This window comes from Thauera sp. SWB20 (genome assembly GCF_000831325.1).
GTDB lineage: Bacteria > Pseudomonadota > Gammaproteobacteria > Burkholderiales > Rhodocyclaceae > Thauera > Thauera aminoaromatica.
The window spans coordinates 520,839-534,929 of record NZ_JTDM01000021.1 but is presented as its reverse complement, the minus strand read 5'-3'; the positions used below and the strand labels follow the sequence as shown (position 1 = coordinate 534,929).

The 14,091-nt window shown below is 70.2% G+C and carries 12 protein-coding genes; 7 read left to right on the top strand and 5 right to left on the bottom strand.

The window, feature by feature from the left end; all coding sequences use genetic code 11:
* Nucleotides 1–25 precede the first annotated feature (25 nt).
* Entirely contained in the window at nucleotides 26–520 is a 495-nt protein-coding gene (locus PO78_RS19770; RefSeq protein ID WP_043746320.1) for a hypothetical protein, read from the bottom strand.
* A 155-nt stretch (nucleotides 521–675) separates the two neighbouring features.
* Between PO78_RS19770 and PO78_RS19765 the strand changes: the two genes are divergently transcribed.
* Nucleotides 676–1,149, top strand: a complete 474-nt coding sequence (locus tag PO78_RS19765; protein ID WP_197068812.1) for a tetratricopeptide repeat protein — start codon at nucleotides 676–678, stop codon at nucleotides 1,147–1,149.
* Between the two features lie 91 nt (nucleotides 1,150–1,240).
* Here the strand turns inward: PO78_RS19765 and PO78_RS19760 are convergent, their stop codons facing one another.
* Both PO78_RS19760 and PO78_RS19755 read right to left on the bottom strand, forming a co-directional pair.
* The gene (locus PO78_RS19760) at nucleotides 1,241–2,269 is read right to left on the bottom strand and encodes a quinoprotein relay system zinc metallohydrolase 1 (RefSeq protein WP_052484486.1); all 1,029 of its coding nucleotides are present in this window, start codon (nucleotides 2,267–2,269) and stop codon (nucleotides 1,241–1,243) included.
* Complete coding sequence (locus PO78_RS19755) at nucleotides 2,266–3,081, bottom strand: quinoprotein dehydrogenase-associated SoxYZ-like carrier (RefSeq protein WP_043746317.1); 816 nt, start codon at nucleotides 3,079–3,081, stop codon at nucleotides 2,266–2,268. Before PO78_RS19755 ends, PO78_RS19760 begins: the two co-directional genes overlap by 4 nt.
* Nucleotides 3,082–3,413: 332 nt before the next feature.
* Between PO78_RS19755 and PO78_RS19750 the strand changes: the two genes are divergently transcribed.
* Together PO78_RS19750 and PO78_RS19745 are read left to right on the top strand one after the other, a co-directional pair.
* On the top strand, nucleotides 3,414–5,222 hold the full coding sequence (locus PO78_RS19750; RefSeq protein ID WP_043746313.1) for a methanol/ethanol family PQQ-dependent dehydrogenase: 1,809 nt from the start codon (nucleotides 3,414–3,416) through the stop codon (nucleotides 5,220–5,222).
* A 166-nt stretch (nucleotides 5,223–5,388) separates the two neighbouring features.
* Nucleotides 5,389–6,246 (top strand): cache domain-containing protein, encoded by an 858-nt coding sequence (locus PO78_RS19745; RefSeq protein WP_004324241.1) that lies wholly within the window; start codon nucleotides 5,389–5,391, stop codon nucleotides 6,244–6,246.
* A 164-nt stretch (nucleotides 6,247–6,410) separates the two neighbouring features.
* Here PO78_RS19745 and PO78_RS19740 read toward each other — a convergent pair whose 3' ends face one another.
* Both PO78_RS19740 and pedF read right to left on the bottom strand, forming a co-directional pair.
* Nucleotides 6,411–7,256, bottom strand: a complete 846-nt coding sequence (locus PO78_RS19740) for a substrate-binding periplasmic protein (RefSeq protein WP_043746308.1) — start codon at nucleotides 7,254–7,256, stop codon at nucleotides 6,411–6,413.
* A complete protein-coding gene (gene pedF, locus PO78_RS19735) occupies nucleotides 7,246–7,695 on the bottom strand; it encodes a cytochrome c-550 PedF (RefSeq protein ID WP_012585679.1) in 450 nt (149 codons plus the stop codon). The genes PO78_RS19740 and pedF overlap by 11 nt, the downstream gene beginning before the upstream one ends.
* A gap of 287 nt (nucleotides 7,696–7,982) precedes the next feature.
* Between pedF and PO78_RS19730 the strand changes: the two genes are divergently transcribed.
* The 4 genes from PO78_RS19730 (at nucleotide 7,983) to PO78_RS19715 (ending at nucleotide 14,074) form a co-directional block, all read left to right on the top strand.
* Nucleotides 7,983–10,082 carry a sigma-54-dependent Fis family transcriptional regulator gene (locus tag PO78_RS19730; protein ID WP_082047919.1) on the top strand — a complete coding sequence of 700 codons (2,100 nt, stop codon included), beginning with the start codon at nucleotides 7,983–7,985 and terminating at the stop codon, nucleotides 10,080–10,082.
* A gap of 130 nt (nucleotides 10,083–10,212) precedes the next feature.
* Entirely contained in the window at nucleotides 10,213–10,692 is a 480-nt protein-coding gene (locus PO78_RS19725; protein WP_004300497.1) for a 4Fe-4S dicluster domain-containing protein, read from the top strand.
* A 12-nt stretch (nucleotides 10,693–10,704) separates the two neighbouring features.
* Nucleotides 10,705–12,552, top strand: a complete 1,848-nt coding sequence (locus PO78_RS19720; RefSeq protein WP_012585677.1) for an aldehyde ferredoxin oxidoreductase family protein — start codon at nucleotides 10,705–10,707, stop codon at nucleotides 12,550–12,552.
* Nucleotides 12,553–12,784: 232 nt separating this feature from the next.
* Nucleotides 12,785–14,074 (top strand): NAD(P)/FAD-dependent oxidoreductase, encoded by a 1,290-nt coding sequence (locus tag PO78_RS19715; protein ID WP_043746304.1) that lies wholly within the window; start codon nucleotides 12,785–12,787, stop codon nucleotides 14,072–14,074.
* The last annotated feature ends 17 nt before the right edge of the window (nucleotides 14,075–14,091 follow it).

The window sequence follows — 14,091 nt, the reverse complement described above, 5'->3', positions numbered from 1 at the left end:
GATCCGGGGTGCTGCGGGCGCGGGCTCAGCGTCGCCCGACGAGCCGCGCGGCGCCGGTCACGATGCGCGCCATCAACGCGCGCACGGCGTCTCCGCCGGGGGAGTCGAGCGTCGGCGGGCGCCAGGCGAGGGTGGCGTCGCGCGGGGTGTGCGGCAGACTGTACACCGCGATCGATAGCGGGCACAGCGCGATGTGTTCGCGCGCCTCGGCGACCAGACGGGCGGCGACGCCGGCACTGCAGAAGCTGAGTACCTCGGCGTCGCCGTAGAGCGCGGGGTCGTGGCCGAGATCGGGTGCGGTGCGTTCGAGCATGGCGCCGAAGCGGCTGACCACCGGCGCGCTCAGGCCCTCGTCGGCGATCGCGTCGGCGAGGGCCTCGCGCAGGTCGGCGAAGGGCACGCCGGGAAAATGTTCGACCGCGATGCCTTCGGCCCGCGCGCTGGAGCTGGTCGCCGGAGCGAGCGCGAGCGCACAGCAGATCGCGGCCAGGCGCAGGGCGCGCAGCAGTCGTCGCGGCACGGCGTGGGTCGGGGACGCCGCTGGCGTGCTGGTGTGCGTACCTGTGCGCGCCGGCCGCGGATCCGTCCGTGCGCGGCCGCGTGCGACGTCGCGTCGCGCTACGGGCCCGCTTGTTGCTTCGTTCATGTCCTCACCTCGACCGGAGCCGCAACGCCATGCGTCCTCTCGTTGCACGATTGTTGACCGCCTGGATCATTGCACAGGCGCCCGGCGCGGCGCACGCGCTCGAACCCGAAGAGATGGACGCGCTGGTGGCGCGGCCCAGCATCGGCCTCTACAAGGCCTACGCCGAATTCAAGATGGCGCGCTACGGCAGCGCGCGCGAGATCTGGAGCGCGCTCGCGCAGGCCGGCGTGGCGGAGGCCTGGTTCCACCTCGGCATCCTCGCCGAGGATGGCCTGGGCGAGCCGCGCGACGCCGCCGCGGCGCTGGAGCGTTACCGCCGCGGCGGCGAGGCCGGCTCCAGCAAGGCGCAGTACCGGCTCGGCCTGCTCCATCTCGAGGGCCGCCTGGTGCCGGCCGATCCGGTGCAGGCGCGCTACTGGCTGGCGGTGGCCGCTGCCAACGGCGACGAGGAGGCCGCACGCCGGCTCGCCACGTTGCCCGCGTCGACCCCCGCCGCGCGCTGAGCGCGCAAGCCGGCGCGCACCCGCGCGCGGGATGCTCGCGTGGCCGCGCCGGCGACCGTCCCGCCGCACCCTCGGCGTGATCGCGCCGCGCTCAGCGCGACGCCTTGTTGCGCGCGGCTTCGAGCACGGCCTGCTCCGCCGCGGGGAAGAGGTGCACCACCGAGCGGCGGAACTCCGCCTGCACCAGCGCCAGGCCGGCGAAGCGCTGCGGGATCGGGGTCTGGAAGAGCTCGGTCATGTCCTGGCCCGACTCGGCGCCGGCGCGGATGGCCTGCGCCAGCCAGCCGAGGTAGTCGCGGGTCTGGCGCAGCGGGGCGAGGTCGGTCGCCGGCTCGCCATGACCCGGCACCCAGCGCCGCGCGGGCAGGCCTTCCAGCGTGTCGAGCGCGGCGAGCCAGCGCGCGATGTCCGCGTGCGGCGTGGTGGGCGCGCGGCCGTTGAAGAGCAGGTCGGCGGCGTACACGGTGCCGCTGTCGTGGTCGATCACCACCAGGTCGGCGACGGTGTGGCCGCCGAGCGCGACCAGCTCCACGTCGCGCCCGCCGATGCGCTGGCGCCCGGCGGCGAGTGCGCGCTCGGGGACGACGACCTCGGTGTCGCGCATCCAGTCGCCGTTGAGGCGGTACATGTTGGCGTTGAAGCCTTCGCCCTCGCTGCGGAGCGCGGCGATGGTCTCCGGCAGCGCGGCGAGCGTCGCGCGCGGGAAGGCCTGGTTGCCGAGGAAGTGGTCGGGGTGGTGGTGGGTGTTCACCGTCAGCACGATCGGCAAGGGAGTGACGCGGCGGATGGCGGCGAGCATCTGCTCGCCGTAGCGCTTCGACGAGCCGGTGTCGATGACGATCACCCCCTCGCGGCCGACGATGAAGCCCGTATTGACGATGTTGCCGCCGTTGGCGAAGGAGAAATCCTCCTTCAGGCCGACCACGACCCAGGCGCCGGGGGCGAGCTCGCGCGGCTGCAGGCGGTAGTTGAAGTCCCCGGCGAAGTCCTCGGCGTGCGCCGGCAGGGCGGTGAGGAGCAGGGCGCACAGCGCGACCAGCAGCCCCGCGAGCAGGGTCCGCAGCGCGCGGGCGGCAGGACGGCGCTGGAGCGCCGGAGCGCAAGAGGCGGGTCGGCTCATCGGGTCACCCATGCGTCGATGCGGTTGCCGTTGTTGTCGCGCCCGGCCACGTGCAGGCGCGCGCCGGGCGCGGCCGCGCGCAGGTCGAGCGTGAAGCTGGGGTTCTCGGAGACCGGCTCGAGGGGCTGGATGCGGCTCAGCGTGCGGCCTTCGGCGTCGGCGATCACGATGTCCTCGATGTGGAAGGCGGGGATGCCGGCGGCCAGGCCGGTGTCCATCGGATGGATGATGCGCATGCGCAGGCGCTCGCCACCGTCGACCCGGGGCCACAGCTTGCCGTTGACCTCGTTGAGGCGCTCCTGCCATTCCGGCGAGCCCGAGCCCACCGAGGGCAGCGTGCAGCCGCCGCCGGTGGCCGTGATCCAGGCGCCGCCGACGTGCCACACCCCGTCGGCCGTGCGCGCGGCGGCGCGCACCGGCGAGGACTGCTGCAGCTTGATGCGGAAGCCCAGGCGCGGCTGGGCGGCGCCGGGCTCGAAGCGCAGCGCCTTGACGATCGGGTTGAAGTCGGCGAACACGATCAGCTCCTCCACCCCGGGGAGGGCGCTCGCATCGACATTGACCGGGACGTTGAGCGAATCCTCCGCGACCGCCGGGCCGCTCACCTTGACGCGCTCGTCGAACACCACCGTGACGTCCGCGAAGAAGCTCTTGCGCATGTCTTCCCAGCGTGGCGAGTCGAGCGGGTCGGTGTGCGCGGCGGGGGGGGAGGGGGCGCCCGTGCGGGGGGCTGCGGCGAGCGCTGCCGGGCTGGCCAGCGCGGTCAGGGCCGCGGCGATCCAGGCGAGGGCGGGGCGGGCGGACGGTCTCATCGGTGCTCCTGTGGGCCGGGCGCGGTGCGTGCGCCTGCGTGTGCCGGAGCGTGGATGCAAGCCACATGCCAATTCCGCGAGCGGGCCACGGACGCGGACCTGCGCAGCCGCGGAGCATTGCGCCCGGATCCCGGGTGTTCCGATCCGCAACATCCTGTGCTCCGCCGCCACAGTGTCCGTCCGCAATGCGCCCGCGTTGGAGCAGCGCGGGCGCGAGCGCATGGGTTCGTGGCCCTGGCACGGGCTTTGCGGTGGGGTCGTGGTCCGGCACGAGTTGGTGCCGGAAGTCACACCACCCGGAAAAGCTTAGAAAGAAATCCAAGGAGGAGTCGATGATGAAGAACGACAGACGCGCGCGCACCCTGCCGGCGATGCTGACCGCCCTGACGGTCGCGCTGGCCGCGGCGGGCATGGGCGCCACGGCGCAGGCCGCGAGCGTGAGCGACGAGGACATCCTGAAGGATGCCGAGACGACGCATCAGGTCGTCACCAACGGCCTCGGCACCAAGGGTCAGCGCTACAGCCCGCTCGCCAAGGTCAATGTCGACACCGTGAAGGACCTCGTCCCGGTGTGGGCCTTCTCCTTCGGCGGCGAGAAGCAGCGCGGCCAGCAGTCGCAGCCGTTGATCCACGACGGCAAGATGTTCGTGACCGCGTCCTACAGCCGCATCTACGCGCTCGACGCCAAGACCGGCCAGAAGCTGTGGAAGTACGAGCACCGCCTGCCCGAGGGCATCATGCCGTGCTGCGACGTGATCAACCGCGGCGCCGCGCTCTACGGCGACCTGGTGATCTTCGGCACCCTGGACGCGCAGCTCGTCGCGCTCAACCGCGACACCGGCAAGGTGGTGTGGCGCGAGAAGATCGACGACTACAAGGCCGGCTACTCGATGACCGCCGCGCCGCAGATCGTCAAGGGCATGGTGATCACCGGGGTGTCGGGCGGCGAGTTCGGCGTCGTCGGCCGCGTCGAGGCGCGCGACGCCAAGACCGGCAAGAAGGTCTGGGTGCGCCCGGTGGTCGAAGGCCACATGGGCTACAAGTACGACAAGGACGGCAAGGAGATCGAGAACGGCATCTCGGGCACGACCAACGCCACCTGGCCGGGCGACCTGTGGAAGACCGGCGGCGCCGCGACCTGGCAGACCGCCTACTACGATCCGGACGTGAACCTGATCTTCATGGGCACCGGCAACCCGGCGCCGTGGAACTCCTGGCTGCGTCCGGGCGACAACCTGTACTCGTCGTCCACGGTCGCGGTCGACCCGGACACCGGCAAGATCGTCTGGCACTACCAGAACACGCCGCACGACGGCTGGGACTTCGACGGGGTGAACGAATTCATCTCCTTCGAGTACAAGGACCCGAAGACCGGAAAGCTGGTCAAGGCGGGCGCGAAGGCGGACCGCAACGGCTTCTTCTTCGTCAATGACCGCACCAACGGCAAGCTGCTGGGCGCCTACCCCTTCCTGACCCGCATCGACTGGGCCAAGGGCTACGACCTCGAGACCGGTCGGCCGATCACCAACGACGACAAGCGTCCGCCCAATCCGTTTGCCGAGGGCGCGGCCGGCGAGGGCGGCAAGGGCAAGCCGGTGTTCGCCGCGCCGTCCTTCCTCGGCGGCAAGAACCAGATGCCGATGGGCTACAGCCCGGACACCGGCCTGTTCTACGTGCCCGCCAACGAGTGGGGCATGGACATCTGGAACGAGCCGGTGAGCTACAAGCGCGGCGCGGCCTACCTGGGCGCGGGCTTCACCATCAAGCCGCTGTACGAGGACTACATCGGCGCGATGCGCGCGATCGACCCGGTGAGCGGCAAGATCGTCTGGGAGGTCAAGAACAACGCGCCGCTGTGGGGCGGGGTGCTCAGCACCGCCGGCAACCTGGTGTTCTATGGCACGCCCGAGGGCTACCTGAAGGCGGTCAACGCGAAGACCGGCGAGGAGGCGTGGAAATTCCAGACCGGCTCGGGCGTGATCGCGCCGCCGGTGACCTGGGAAGCCGACGGCGAGCAGTACGTCGCGGTGGTGTCGGGCTGGGGCGGGGCGGTACCGCTGTGGGGCGGCGACGTCGCCAAGCGGGTGAACTTCCTCGAGCAGGGCGGCACCGTGTGGGTGTTCAAGCTGCACAAGAGCTGATCGCGTTGCCTGCGGCGCCCTCCGGGGGGCCGCAGGCCGCGGCGCCGCACTCCCCGCGGCCCGGACGCGATGGCGCCCGGGCCGTGTCGTGTCGGGACGCCGCATGCGTGGCTGCGGTCGCGCCGCGAGAAAGAGGCAGGTTTTTCGGCAACATGGAGCATTTCCGATGACAAAGTTACAGCTATCCAGCTTCGCCACCGCGGTCGTGCTCGCGGTCGGCGTCGGTACGGCCGCGCATGCGGCTGAGCGCGCGACACCGCGCGAGGCGCGCACGATGTTCGAGCAGGCCGTGCGCTACATGGAGGAGAACGGCCCCGAGCGCGCGTTCGCGGCCTTCAACGATCGCCAGGGCGGGTTCGTGCGCAAGGACCTCTATGTCTTCGCGATCGACGACAAGGGTGTGTATCAAGCCAGCGGCGCGGCGCCCGAGGCGCTGGTCGGGCTGAAGGTGCTCGACACCACCGACGCGGCGGGCAATCCGCTGTTCCGCGAGATGATCGACGCCACCCGCGTCAGCCAGGAGGCGACGGTGCGCTACGTGTGGCTGAACCGCGCGAGCAACAAGGTCGAGCCCAAGGTCAGCTATGTGCGCAAGGTCGGGCAGTACGTGGTCGGGGTGGGCTACTCGGCGCCACGCGCGAGCGCGGACGATGCGCGCGCGATGCTCGAGCGTGCGGTCGCGGTGGCGCGCGGCGAGGGGGGCGCGCGGGCCGCGGCGCGCTTCAACGACCGCCGTGGCGACTTCGTCAAGGACGACCTCTACGTGTTCATGGTGAACATGGAGAGCGGCCGCTTCGAGGCGATGGGCATGAACCCCGCGCTCTCGGACACCGACGCGCTCGGCCTGCGCGACGCCGCCGGCAATCCCCTGATCGCCGAGATGATCGCCCGGCTGCAGCAGGCGGACGAGGCCACCGTCGATTACGTGTGGCGCAATCCGGTCACCAACGCGGTGGAGCACAAGCGATCCTACGTCCGCAAGGTGGGCAAGTCCCTGGTCGGCGTGGGGCACTATCTCGAGTAAGTGCAGGGTGTTGCTCCACCATGGAGCACATGCTCCGTGGTGGAGCAATATGGAGCAGAAAAAAGGGCCCGCGATGCGGGCCCTCTTCATTGGCGGGTGGATTGTCGGAGCGAATCTGCGCGGCTGGGGTGGCGTGGGCGTGCGAGCCCGGCTGCCCCGAAGGATCAGGGGGTGCGCTGCCTGACCCCGTGCGCGGCGAAGATCCTGCCCAGCTCGCCGGAGCGCTGCAGCTCGGCGATCGCCCCCGACAAGGCCTGCTCCAGGCCGCTGTGCTCCGCCTTGACGGCCATGCCGAGCGGCCAGGAGGCGACGCGCAGCTCGGGCATCGACAGGGTGTCGAGCGCGATCGCGGCGTCGCCGCCGATCGCCGTCTCCAGCTCGGAGCGCGTGCCCATCACCGCGGCGATCTCGCCGCGCTTCATCGCCGCCACCGCCTCGCCCACGTTGCGGAAGTGCGCGACGTTGGGCTGCAGGCGCCCGCCCAGGATGTGGCGCAGGAAGTCGCTCGCATGCGAGTCGAGCTCGGCGCCGATGCGTTCCTGCTCGAACACCGCGAAGCTGGCGTCGGCCGAGCCCCCCGGTGCGGGCACGCGCTCGGGCAGGCGGGCGAGCGCGATGGTCTCGAGGTGGTAGGGGCCGAAGATCTTCACCTGCTTGTTGAGTGCTGCGAAGCGCGGGTCGACGGGCACGTGCAGCATGACGTCGCCCGGCTTGTGGCCGAGGTAGTGGCCGCGCCAGACCATGTTGCGCAGGTCGTCGTTCATGTTCTCGTCGGCGGGAAACTCCACGACCTGCGGCTGCAGGCCGAGGCGCTCGGCGAGCGCGCGCCCGAGTGCGATATCGATGCCCTTGCCGGCGGTCGACCAGGGCGCGAAGTTGGCATAGACCGCGACGCGCAGCGTGCCCGGCTGCTGCAGCTCGAGTTCGGCCGCGGCCGCCCGCGCCGGGCTGGCGGCAAGGACGGCGAGCGCGCCGGCGGCGAGCAGGAAACGGCGGCGATCAGTTTTCATGGACGGTCTCCAGCCAGGCGCGGATGGCCCACATGGCCTCCTGGGTCAGCATGCCCTCGAAGGGCGGCATATAGACCGCGCCGTTGCGGGTGACACCGTTGCGCACCTTGCCGATGAAGAACTCGTCGGTGCCGTCGTCGGCGACGTCGAGCAGGCGCAGGTCGGGGGCGATGCCGCCGGAGACCGCGCCGAGGCCGTGGCAGCGCGCGCAGTTCTGATTGAAGGCGGAGTCGCCGATGCGGATCGCCTCCTTGTTGCCGCGGTAGGGGTTCACCGTGACCCAGGTCCCGCCGAGCTGCTTGAGCGAGGACGTGTCGACCGCCTGCGGCGTGACGTCGCCGTGGGCATGGGCCAGCGCGCTGGCGGCTGCAAGGGCGATCCCGGTCGCGGTGATGGCCAGGCGCTTGCGCAGGTTCTCCTTGATGGTACGAGTGTTCACCTTGTCTTCCTCTTCGATGTGGTGGTGTTTGGATCCGCTCCGGTTCACCCCGGATGGGAGTCCTACTGCAATCCCTGTGCCATGTGCGTCCGGCTGCCCAGGCATGGACGGCCCCGGGTTCCGGCCGCCATGCCGCGGTCGGCCTGGCAGGATTCCTGCTTGCTCCTTCGCCGGCGGAGCAGCGGATTTGTATCGATCCGCATCAGGTGCTACGTTTTGAATCGAAGTCGAAGAGTCACAAGAGGCGGTCGCCGGCACGTCGCGCGGCAAGGCTGCCCGGAGGAGACATGAAAGTCATGCAACAGACCGCGATGGCGCCGGCCGTCCGCGAGGACGCAGTCCGGCTGGCACGAGGCCAGTTTTTCGGGGAAGGGCGTGCGCCCGAGGCAGGCGTGTCCCCGCTCATCGTCGACTCGTGGCTGCGTTGCCGCGAGCGCGGAATGGCAGCCGACGACCGCGCCGAAGCCGAGCATGCGGGTCGCCTGCAGCTGGCGGAGGCGCGCGAAGGCAACCGCGGCCTGCTCGATTACGCCAGTGGGGTCATGGAACACGTGTTCGAGCAGATCCGTGCCTCGGGCAGCCTGGTGATCCTGTCCGACCCGCAGGGCATGATCCTGCACAGCCTGGGCGACGCGGAGTTCGTCGATCGGGCGAGCCGGGTGGCGCTGCAGCCGGGCGCGTGCTGGAGCGAGGCGGCGCGCGGCACCAACGCCATCGGCACGGCGATCGTGACCGAAGCCCCCACCGTGGTGCTCGGCGGCGAGCACTACCTCGACCGCAACGGCTTCCTGTCCTGCACGGCCGCGCCGATCCGCGATCCGCGCGGCGCGCTCGCCGGCGTGCTCGACGTGTCCTGCGAGCAGCGCATGCACCAGCGCCACTCGCTCGGACTGGTACGCTTGTCCGTGCAGCTGATCGAGAAGCGCCTCTTCGAGGCCGAGTTCGCCAACCACATCCTGGTCGCCTTCCACGAGCGCCCGGAGTACGTCGGCAGCCTGCAGGAAGGACTGGTTGCGGTGACGCCTGAGGGCCACCTGGCCGGTGCCAACTCGATCGCGCGCGAGTGGATCGGGCGTCGCGTCGAGTGCGGAGGTGGGGCCTCGTTCGCGGAGCTGTTCCGCCAGGGGCTCGGAAAGGTGGTCGACCGGGCGATGAGTTCGAGCGACGCGCTGATCCGGCTGGGACTGCGCGATGGTTCCGAGATCCACGTTCAGCTGCGCTCGCTGCGCCCGCGCTTCACCGCCTTCGGCTCGGCCCAGGCCGGGGAGGGCATGCGCACGTTTGCCGCGGAATCCAGCCCGGCGGCGGTCGGCTCCGCACCCCCGGTGTCGGCGCCGGCGCCTGTGTCGGCGCCGCACGGGCCGATCACGCTCCACGATCTCGCCACCGGGGACGCGGGTATCGGGCGGGCGGTCGATCGTGCGCGGCGCATCCTGGGCAAGGACATTCCGCTGCTGATCCAGGGCGAGTCGGGCGTGGGCAAGGAGCTCTTCGCCCAGGCCTTCCACAACAGCGGGCCGCGCGCCGACAAGACCTTCGTCGCGCTCAACTGCGCCGCGGTGCCGGAGACCCTGATCGAGTCGGAGCTCTTCGGCTACGTCGGCGGCGCCTTCACCGGCGCGCGCAAGGAAGGCGCGCTCGGCAAGATCCAGCAGGCCAACGGTGGCACGCTCTTCCTCGACGAGATCGGCGACATGCCGCTCGGCATGCAGGCGCGCCTGCTGCGCGTGCTGCAGGAGCGCTGCGTGACGCCGGTGGGCTCGGTCAAGTCAATCCCGGTCGACATCTCGCTGGTGTGCGCGACCCACCGCGTGCTGCGCGATGCGGTAGCGCGCGGCGAGTTTCGCGAGGACCTCTACTACCGGGTCAACAGCCTCACCGTGACCCTGCCCGCGCTGCGCGAGCGCAGCGACATCCGCTGCATCGTCGAGCGCATCCTGGCCGCGGAGTGCCGCGAGGCCGGGCTGCAGGGCGTATGGATCGGCGACGAGGTCATGCGCTTCGTCGAGCGCCACGGCTGGCCGGGGAACGTGCGCCAGCTGCAGAACGTGATCCGCGTCGCGGTCGCGCTGCTCGACGAGGGCGAGCGCGAGATCCGGCCCGAGCATCTGCCCGAGGACCTCTTCCTCGCCGATCCGGTCGACGGCGGCAAGACGCCGCCGGCGGCCCACGCGGGGCCGCTCGTGGCGGCGGCGAGCGCCGCGCTGCCGCTGGCGGCCGACGCGCCGCCGATTTCCGCCGCGAAACGCCTGGACCAGCTCGAGATCGAGTTGATCGAGCGCGTCATGCGCGAGGTCGGCGGCAACCTGTCGGCGGCGGCGCGCACGCTCGGGGTCAGCCGCAACCGCCTCTATCGCAAGCTCGGCCGCGCCGGCGGGGTGTCCTGAGTGGGGTAATCCCGCCTTGCCCGCGGGCAGGTATGACTTATGCTTGTACTTGCATAGGTGAGCAGTGGGGCGTACTGCCCGCAGCACTGTGACCGAGCGCAGGAATCGATAAACGACAAGGAGACGATCGATGTGGAAAGCACTGCACATTGATCCCGCGAAGTGCACCGGCTGTCTGCAATGCGAGATGGCCTGTTCCTACGAGCACACCGGGGTCATCAATCCGAGCAAGTCGCGCATCAAGGTGTTCAACTTCGAGCACGAGGGCCGCAAGGTGCCCTACACCTGCACGCAGTGCACCGAGGCCTGGTGCCTGAACTCCTGTCCGGTGGATGCGATCCGCATCGACCTGTCGACCGGCGCCAAGATGGTGTTCGAGGACACCTGCGTCGGCTGCAAGGTGTGCACGATCGCCTGTCCGTTCGGCACCATCAACTACAACCAGGACAGCGGCAAGGTGCAGAAGTGCGACCTGTGCGAGGGCAACCCCGCCTGCGCCAGCGCCTGTCCGACCGGGGCGATCACCTATGTGGACGCCGACTGGACCGGCATCGACAAGATGCGCGCCTGGGCCGCGAAGGCCAACACCCCGGCTTCGGCCGCTGCCTGAGGAGGATGCGTCATGGGATGGAATCGCAAAGTCCTGCGCGTGAACCTCACCGCAGGGACCTGTACCGAAGAAGCGCTGAACATGCAGTGGGCCGACGAATACCTCGGCTCGCGCGGGCTGGCCACCAAGTACCTGGTGTCCGAGATCGACCCCAGGGTCGACCCGCTGTCGCCCGACAACAAGATGATCATGGCCACCGGGCCGCTCACCGGCACCATGGCCTCGACCGGTGGCCGCTACACCGTGGTCACCAAGGGGCCGCTGACCGGCGCCATCGCGTGCTCGAACTCGGGCGGCTTCTTCGGCGCCGAGATGAAGTTCGCCGGCTGGGACATGGTGATCTTCGAGGGCAAGTCGGCCAAGCCGGTATGGCTCTACATCGAGAACGACAAGGCCGAGCTGCGTGACGCTTCCGGCCTGTGGGGCAGGAGCTGCTGGGAAACCGAGGAGAAGATCAAGGAGCAACTCCAGGACCCGCTGGTGCGCATCTCCTCGATCGGCGTCTCGGGCGAGAACCAGGTGCTCTATTCCTGCATCGTCAATGACCTGCACCGTGCCGCCGGGCGCTCCGGCGTGGGTGCGGTGATGGGCTCGAAGAACCTCAAGGCGGTGGCGATCCGCGGCACCAAGGGGGTCTCCGGCATCAAGGACTTCGGCGCCTTCCTGAAGGCCACGAACGACGCCAAGAAAGTGCTCGCCGACAACGCGGTCACCGGCCAGGGCCTGCCCAAGTACGGCACCCAGGTGCTGATGAACGTGATCAACGAGATCGGCGCGCTGCCCACGCGCAACCACCGCGACGTGCAGTTCGAGGACGCCTCGAAGATCTCCGCCGAGGCCATGCACGAGAAGCGCGCGTCCGACGGCAAGACCCACCTCGTCACCAATGCCGCCTGCTTCGGGTGCACGATCGCCTGCGGGCGCATCTCCGAGATCGACAAGACCCACTTCACGGTCAAGAACAGCCCGAAGTACTGGGGCGCCTCCGGCGGCCTGGAGTACGAAGCGGCGTGGGCGCTCGGCGCGGCCAACGGCGTGGGCGACCTCGAGGCGCTGCAGTACGCCAACCTGATCTGCAACGAGCAGGGCATGGACCCGATCTCCTTCGGCGCCACTGTCGGCGCGGCGATGGAGCTCTACGAGCTGGGCCTCCTCGACGACGCGAAGATCGGCATCGCAGCGCCCTTCGGCTCGGCCGAGGCGCTGGCGAAGATGGTCGAGATGACCGCGCTCGGCGAGGGTTTCGGCAAGGAGCTCGGCCTGGGCAGCAAGCGCCTGTGCGAGAAGTACGGCCGTCCCGAGCTGTCGATGAGCGTGAAGGGGCAGGAATTCCCCGCCTACGACTCGCGCGGCATCCAGGGCATGGGCCTGGCCTACGCCACCTCCAACCGCGGCGCCTGCCACCTGCGTGGCTATACCGTGGCGTCGGAGGTGCTCGGCATCCCGGTCAAGACCGACCCGCTCACCACCGATGGCAAGCCCGAGCTGGTGAAGGCCTTCCAGGACGCCACCGCGGTGTTCGACTCCGCCGGGATCTGCGTGTTCACCAGCTTCGCGTGGACCCTGGCCGACGTGCAGCCGCAGGTCGCCGCGGCGTGCGAGGGCGACTGGAGCATGGAGAAGCTCAACGAGGTGGGCGAGCGCATCTGGAACATGGAGCGCATGTTCAACAACGCCGCCGGCTTCACCGCCAAGGATGACAACCTGCCGCCGCGCCTCACCCAGGAACCGGCCAAGACCGGCCCGGCCAAGGGCCTGGTCAACGGCCTGGCGAAGATGCTGCCCGAGTACTATCAGGTGCGCGGATGGACGCCGGGTGGCGAGCCGACCGCGGAGACACGGGCACGCCTGGGCCTGTGATTCAGCAAACGCCCATGGACGCCCCCGCGGGCGCCCATGGCGCTGGATTGCCCTGCAGGAGCGGCGTCAGCCGCGAGGGTCTGGACGGGCGCGGTTGGCGCCGCGCACGCTCGGCCCGATCCGAAGGGCGCGCGGCTTGCGCCGCTCCTACGGGGCCCGGATCACCCGGATTACCTGCGATCGCCTTGCCGCGGCCTGCCTTCCACGCCGCGGTTCGCTAGAGGACGCTGCAATGAAACACCTGATTCTCGGCAACGGCCCCGCGGGCGTCGTTGCTGCCGAAACCCTGCGCAAGGTGGCGCCGGCCGACGACATCCTGATGGTCGGCCACGAGGACGCGCCGCCGTATTCGCGCATGGCGATTCCCTACCTGCTCGAAGGCAACATCGACGAGTCGGGCACCTGGCTGCGCAAGGACCCCGGCCACTTCGAGCGCCTGCGCATCCGCCAGCTGCGCGGCCGCGCGGTCGCGCTCGACGCCGACAAGCGCAAGGTGCTGTTCGACGACGGCCACTTCGAGCACTACGACCGCCTGCTGATCGCCACCGGCTCGCATCCGGTGCGCCCGCCCATCCCCGGCGTGGACCTGCCCTCGGTGCACACCTGCTGGACGCTCGCCGACGCGCGCGCGATCGCCGCCCATGCCAGACCCGGCGCGCGCGTGCTGCAACTGGGCGCCGGCTTCATCGGCTGCATCATCATGGAAGCGCTCGCCAAGTGCGGCGTGCAGCTCACCGTGGTGGAGATGGGCGACCGCATGGTGCCACGCATGATGACGCCGAAGGCTGGCGGCATGATCAAGCGCTGGGTCGAGGAGAAGGGCATCCGCGTGCTCACCTCGGCGGGCGTGCAGCGCATCGACCGCGGCAGCGAGGCCGGTTCCGATGCGCCGCTGGTGGTGAGCCTGTCCACCGGCGACCGCCTCGACTGCGACCTGGTGATCGTCGCCGCGGGCGTGGCGCCCAACGTCGGCTTTCTCGACGAGACGCCGGTGCATGTGGCCAAGGGCGTGCTGGTCGACGACCACATGGAGACCAGCGTGCCCGGCATCTTCGCGGCCGGCGACGTGGCCGAGGCGCCCGACCTGTTCACCGGCGCGCACCTGGTGTCGGCGATCCAGCCCAACGCCGCCGACCAGGCGCGCATCGCCGCCACCAACATGGCGCGCGACCGCGTCCACGAGTCGCGCCTCAACGGCGTGCTGGCCATCAACGTGCTCGACACGCTCGGCTTGATCTCCTCGTCCTTCGGCCAGTGGTGGGGCGAAAAGCCCGAGGCCGGCGGCAGCGGGGTCGAGATGGTGGACGAGGCGCGCTACCGCTACCTGAGCCTGCAGTTCAAGGACGACGTGCTGGTCGGCGCCACCTCGATCGGGCTCACCCAGCATGTGGGCGCGCTGCGCGGGCTGATCCACGGCCAGGTGAAGCTGGGCGACTGGAAGGAGCGCCTGCTCGCCAACCCGCTCGCCTTCGTCGATGCCTACGTCGCGCGCAGCCAGCAGCCGATGGCGCTGGCGCGCTGAGGGGACGATCCTGGAGA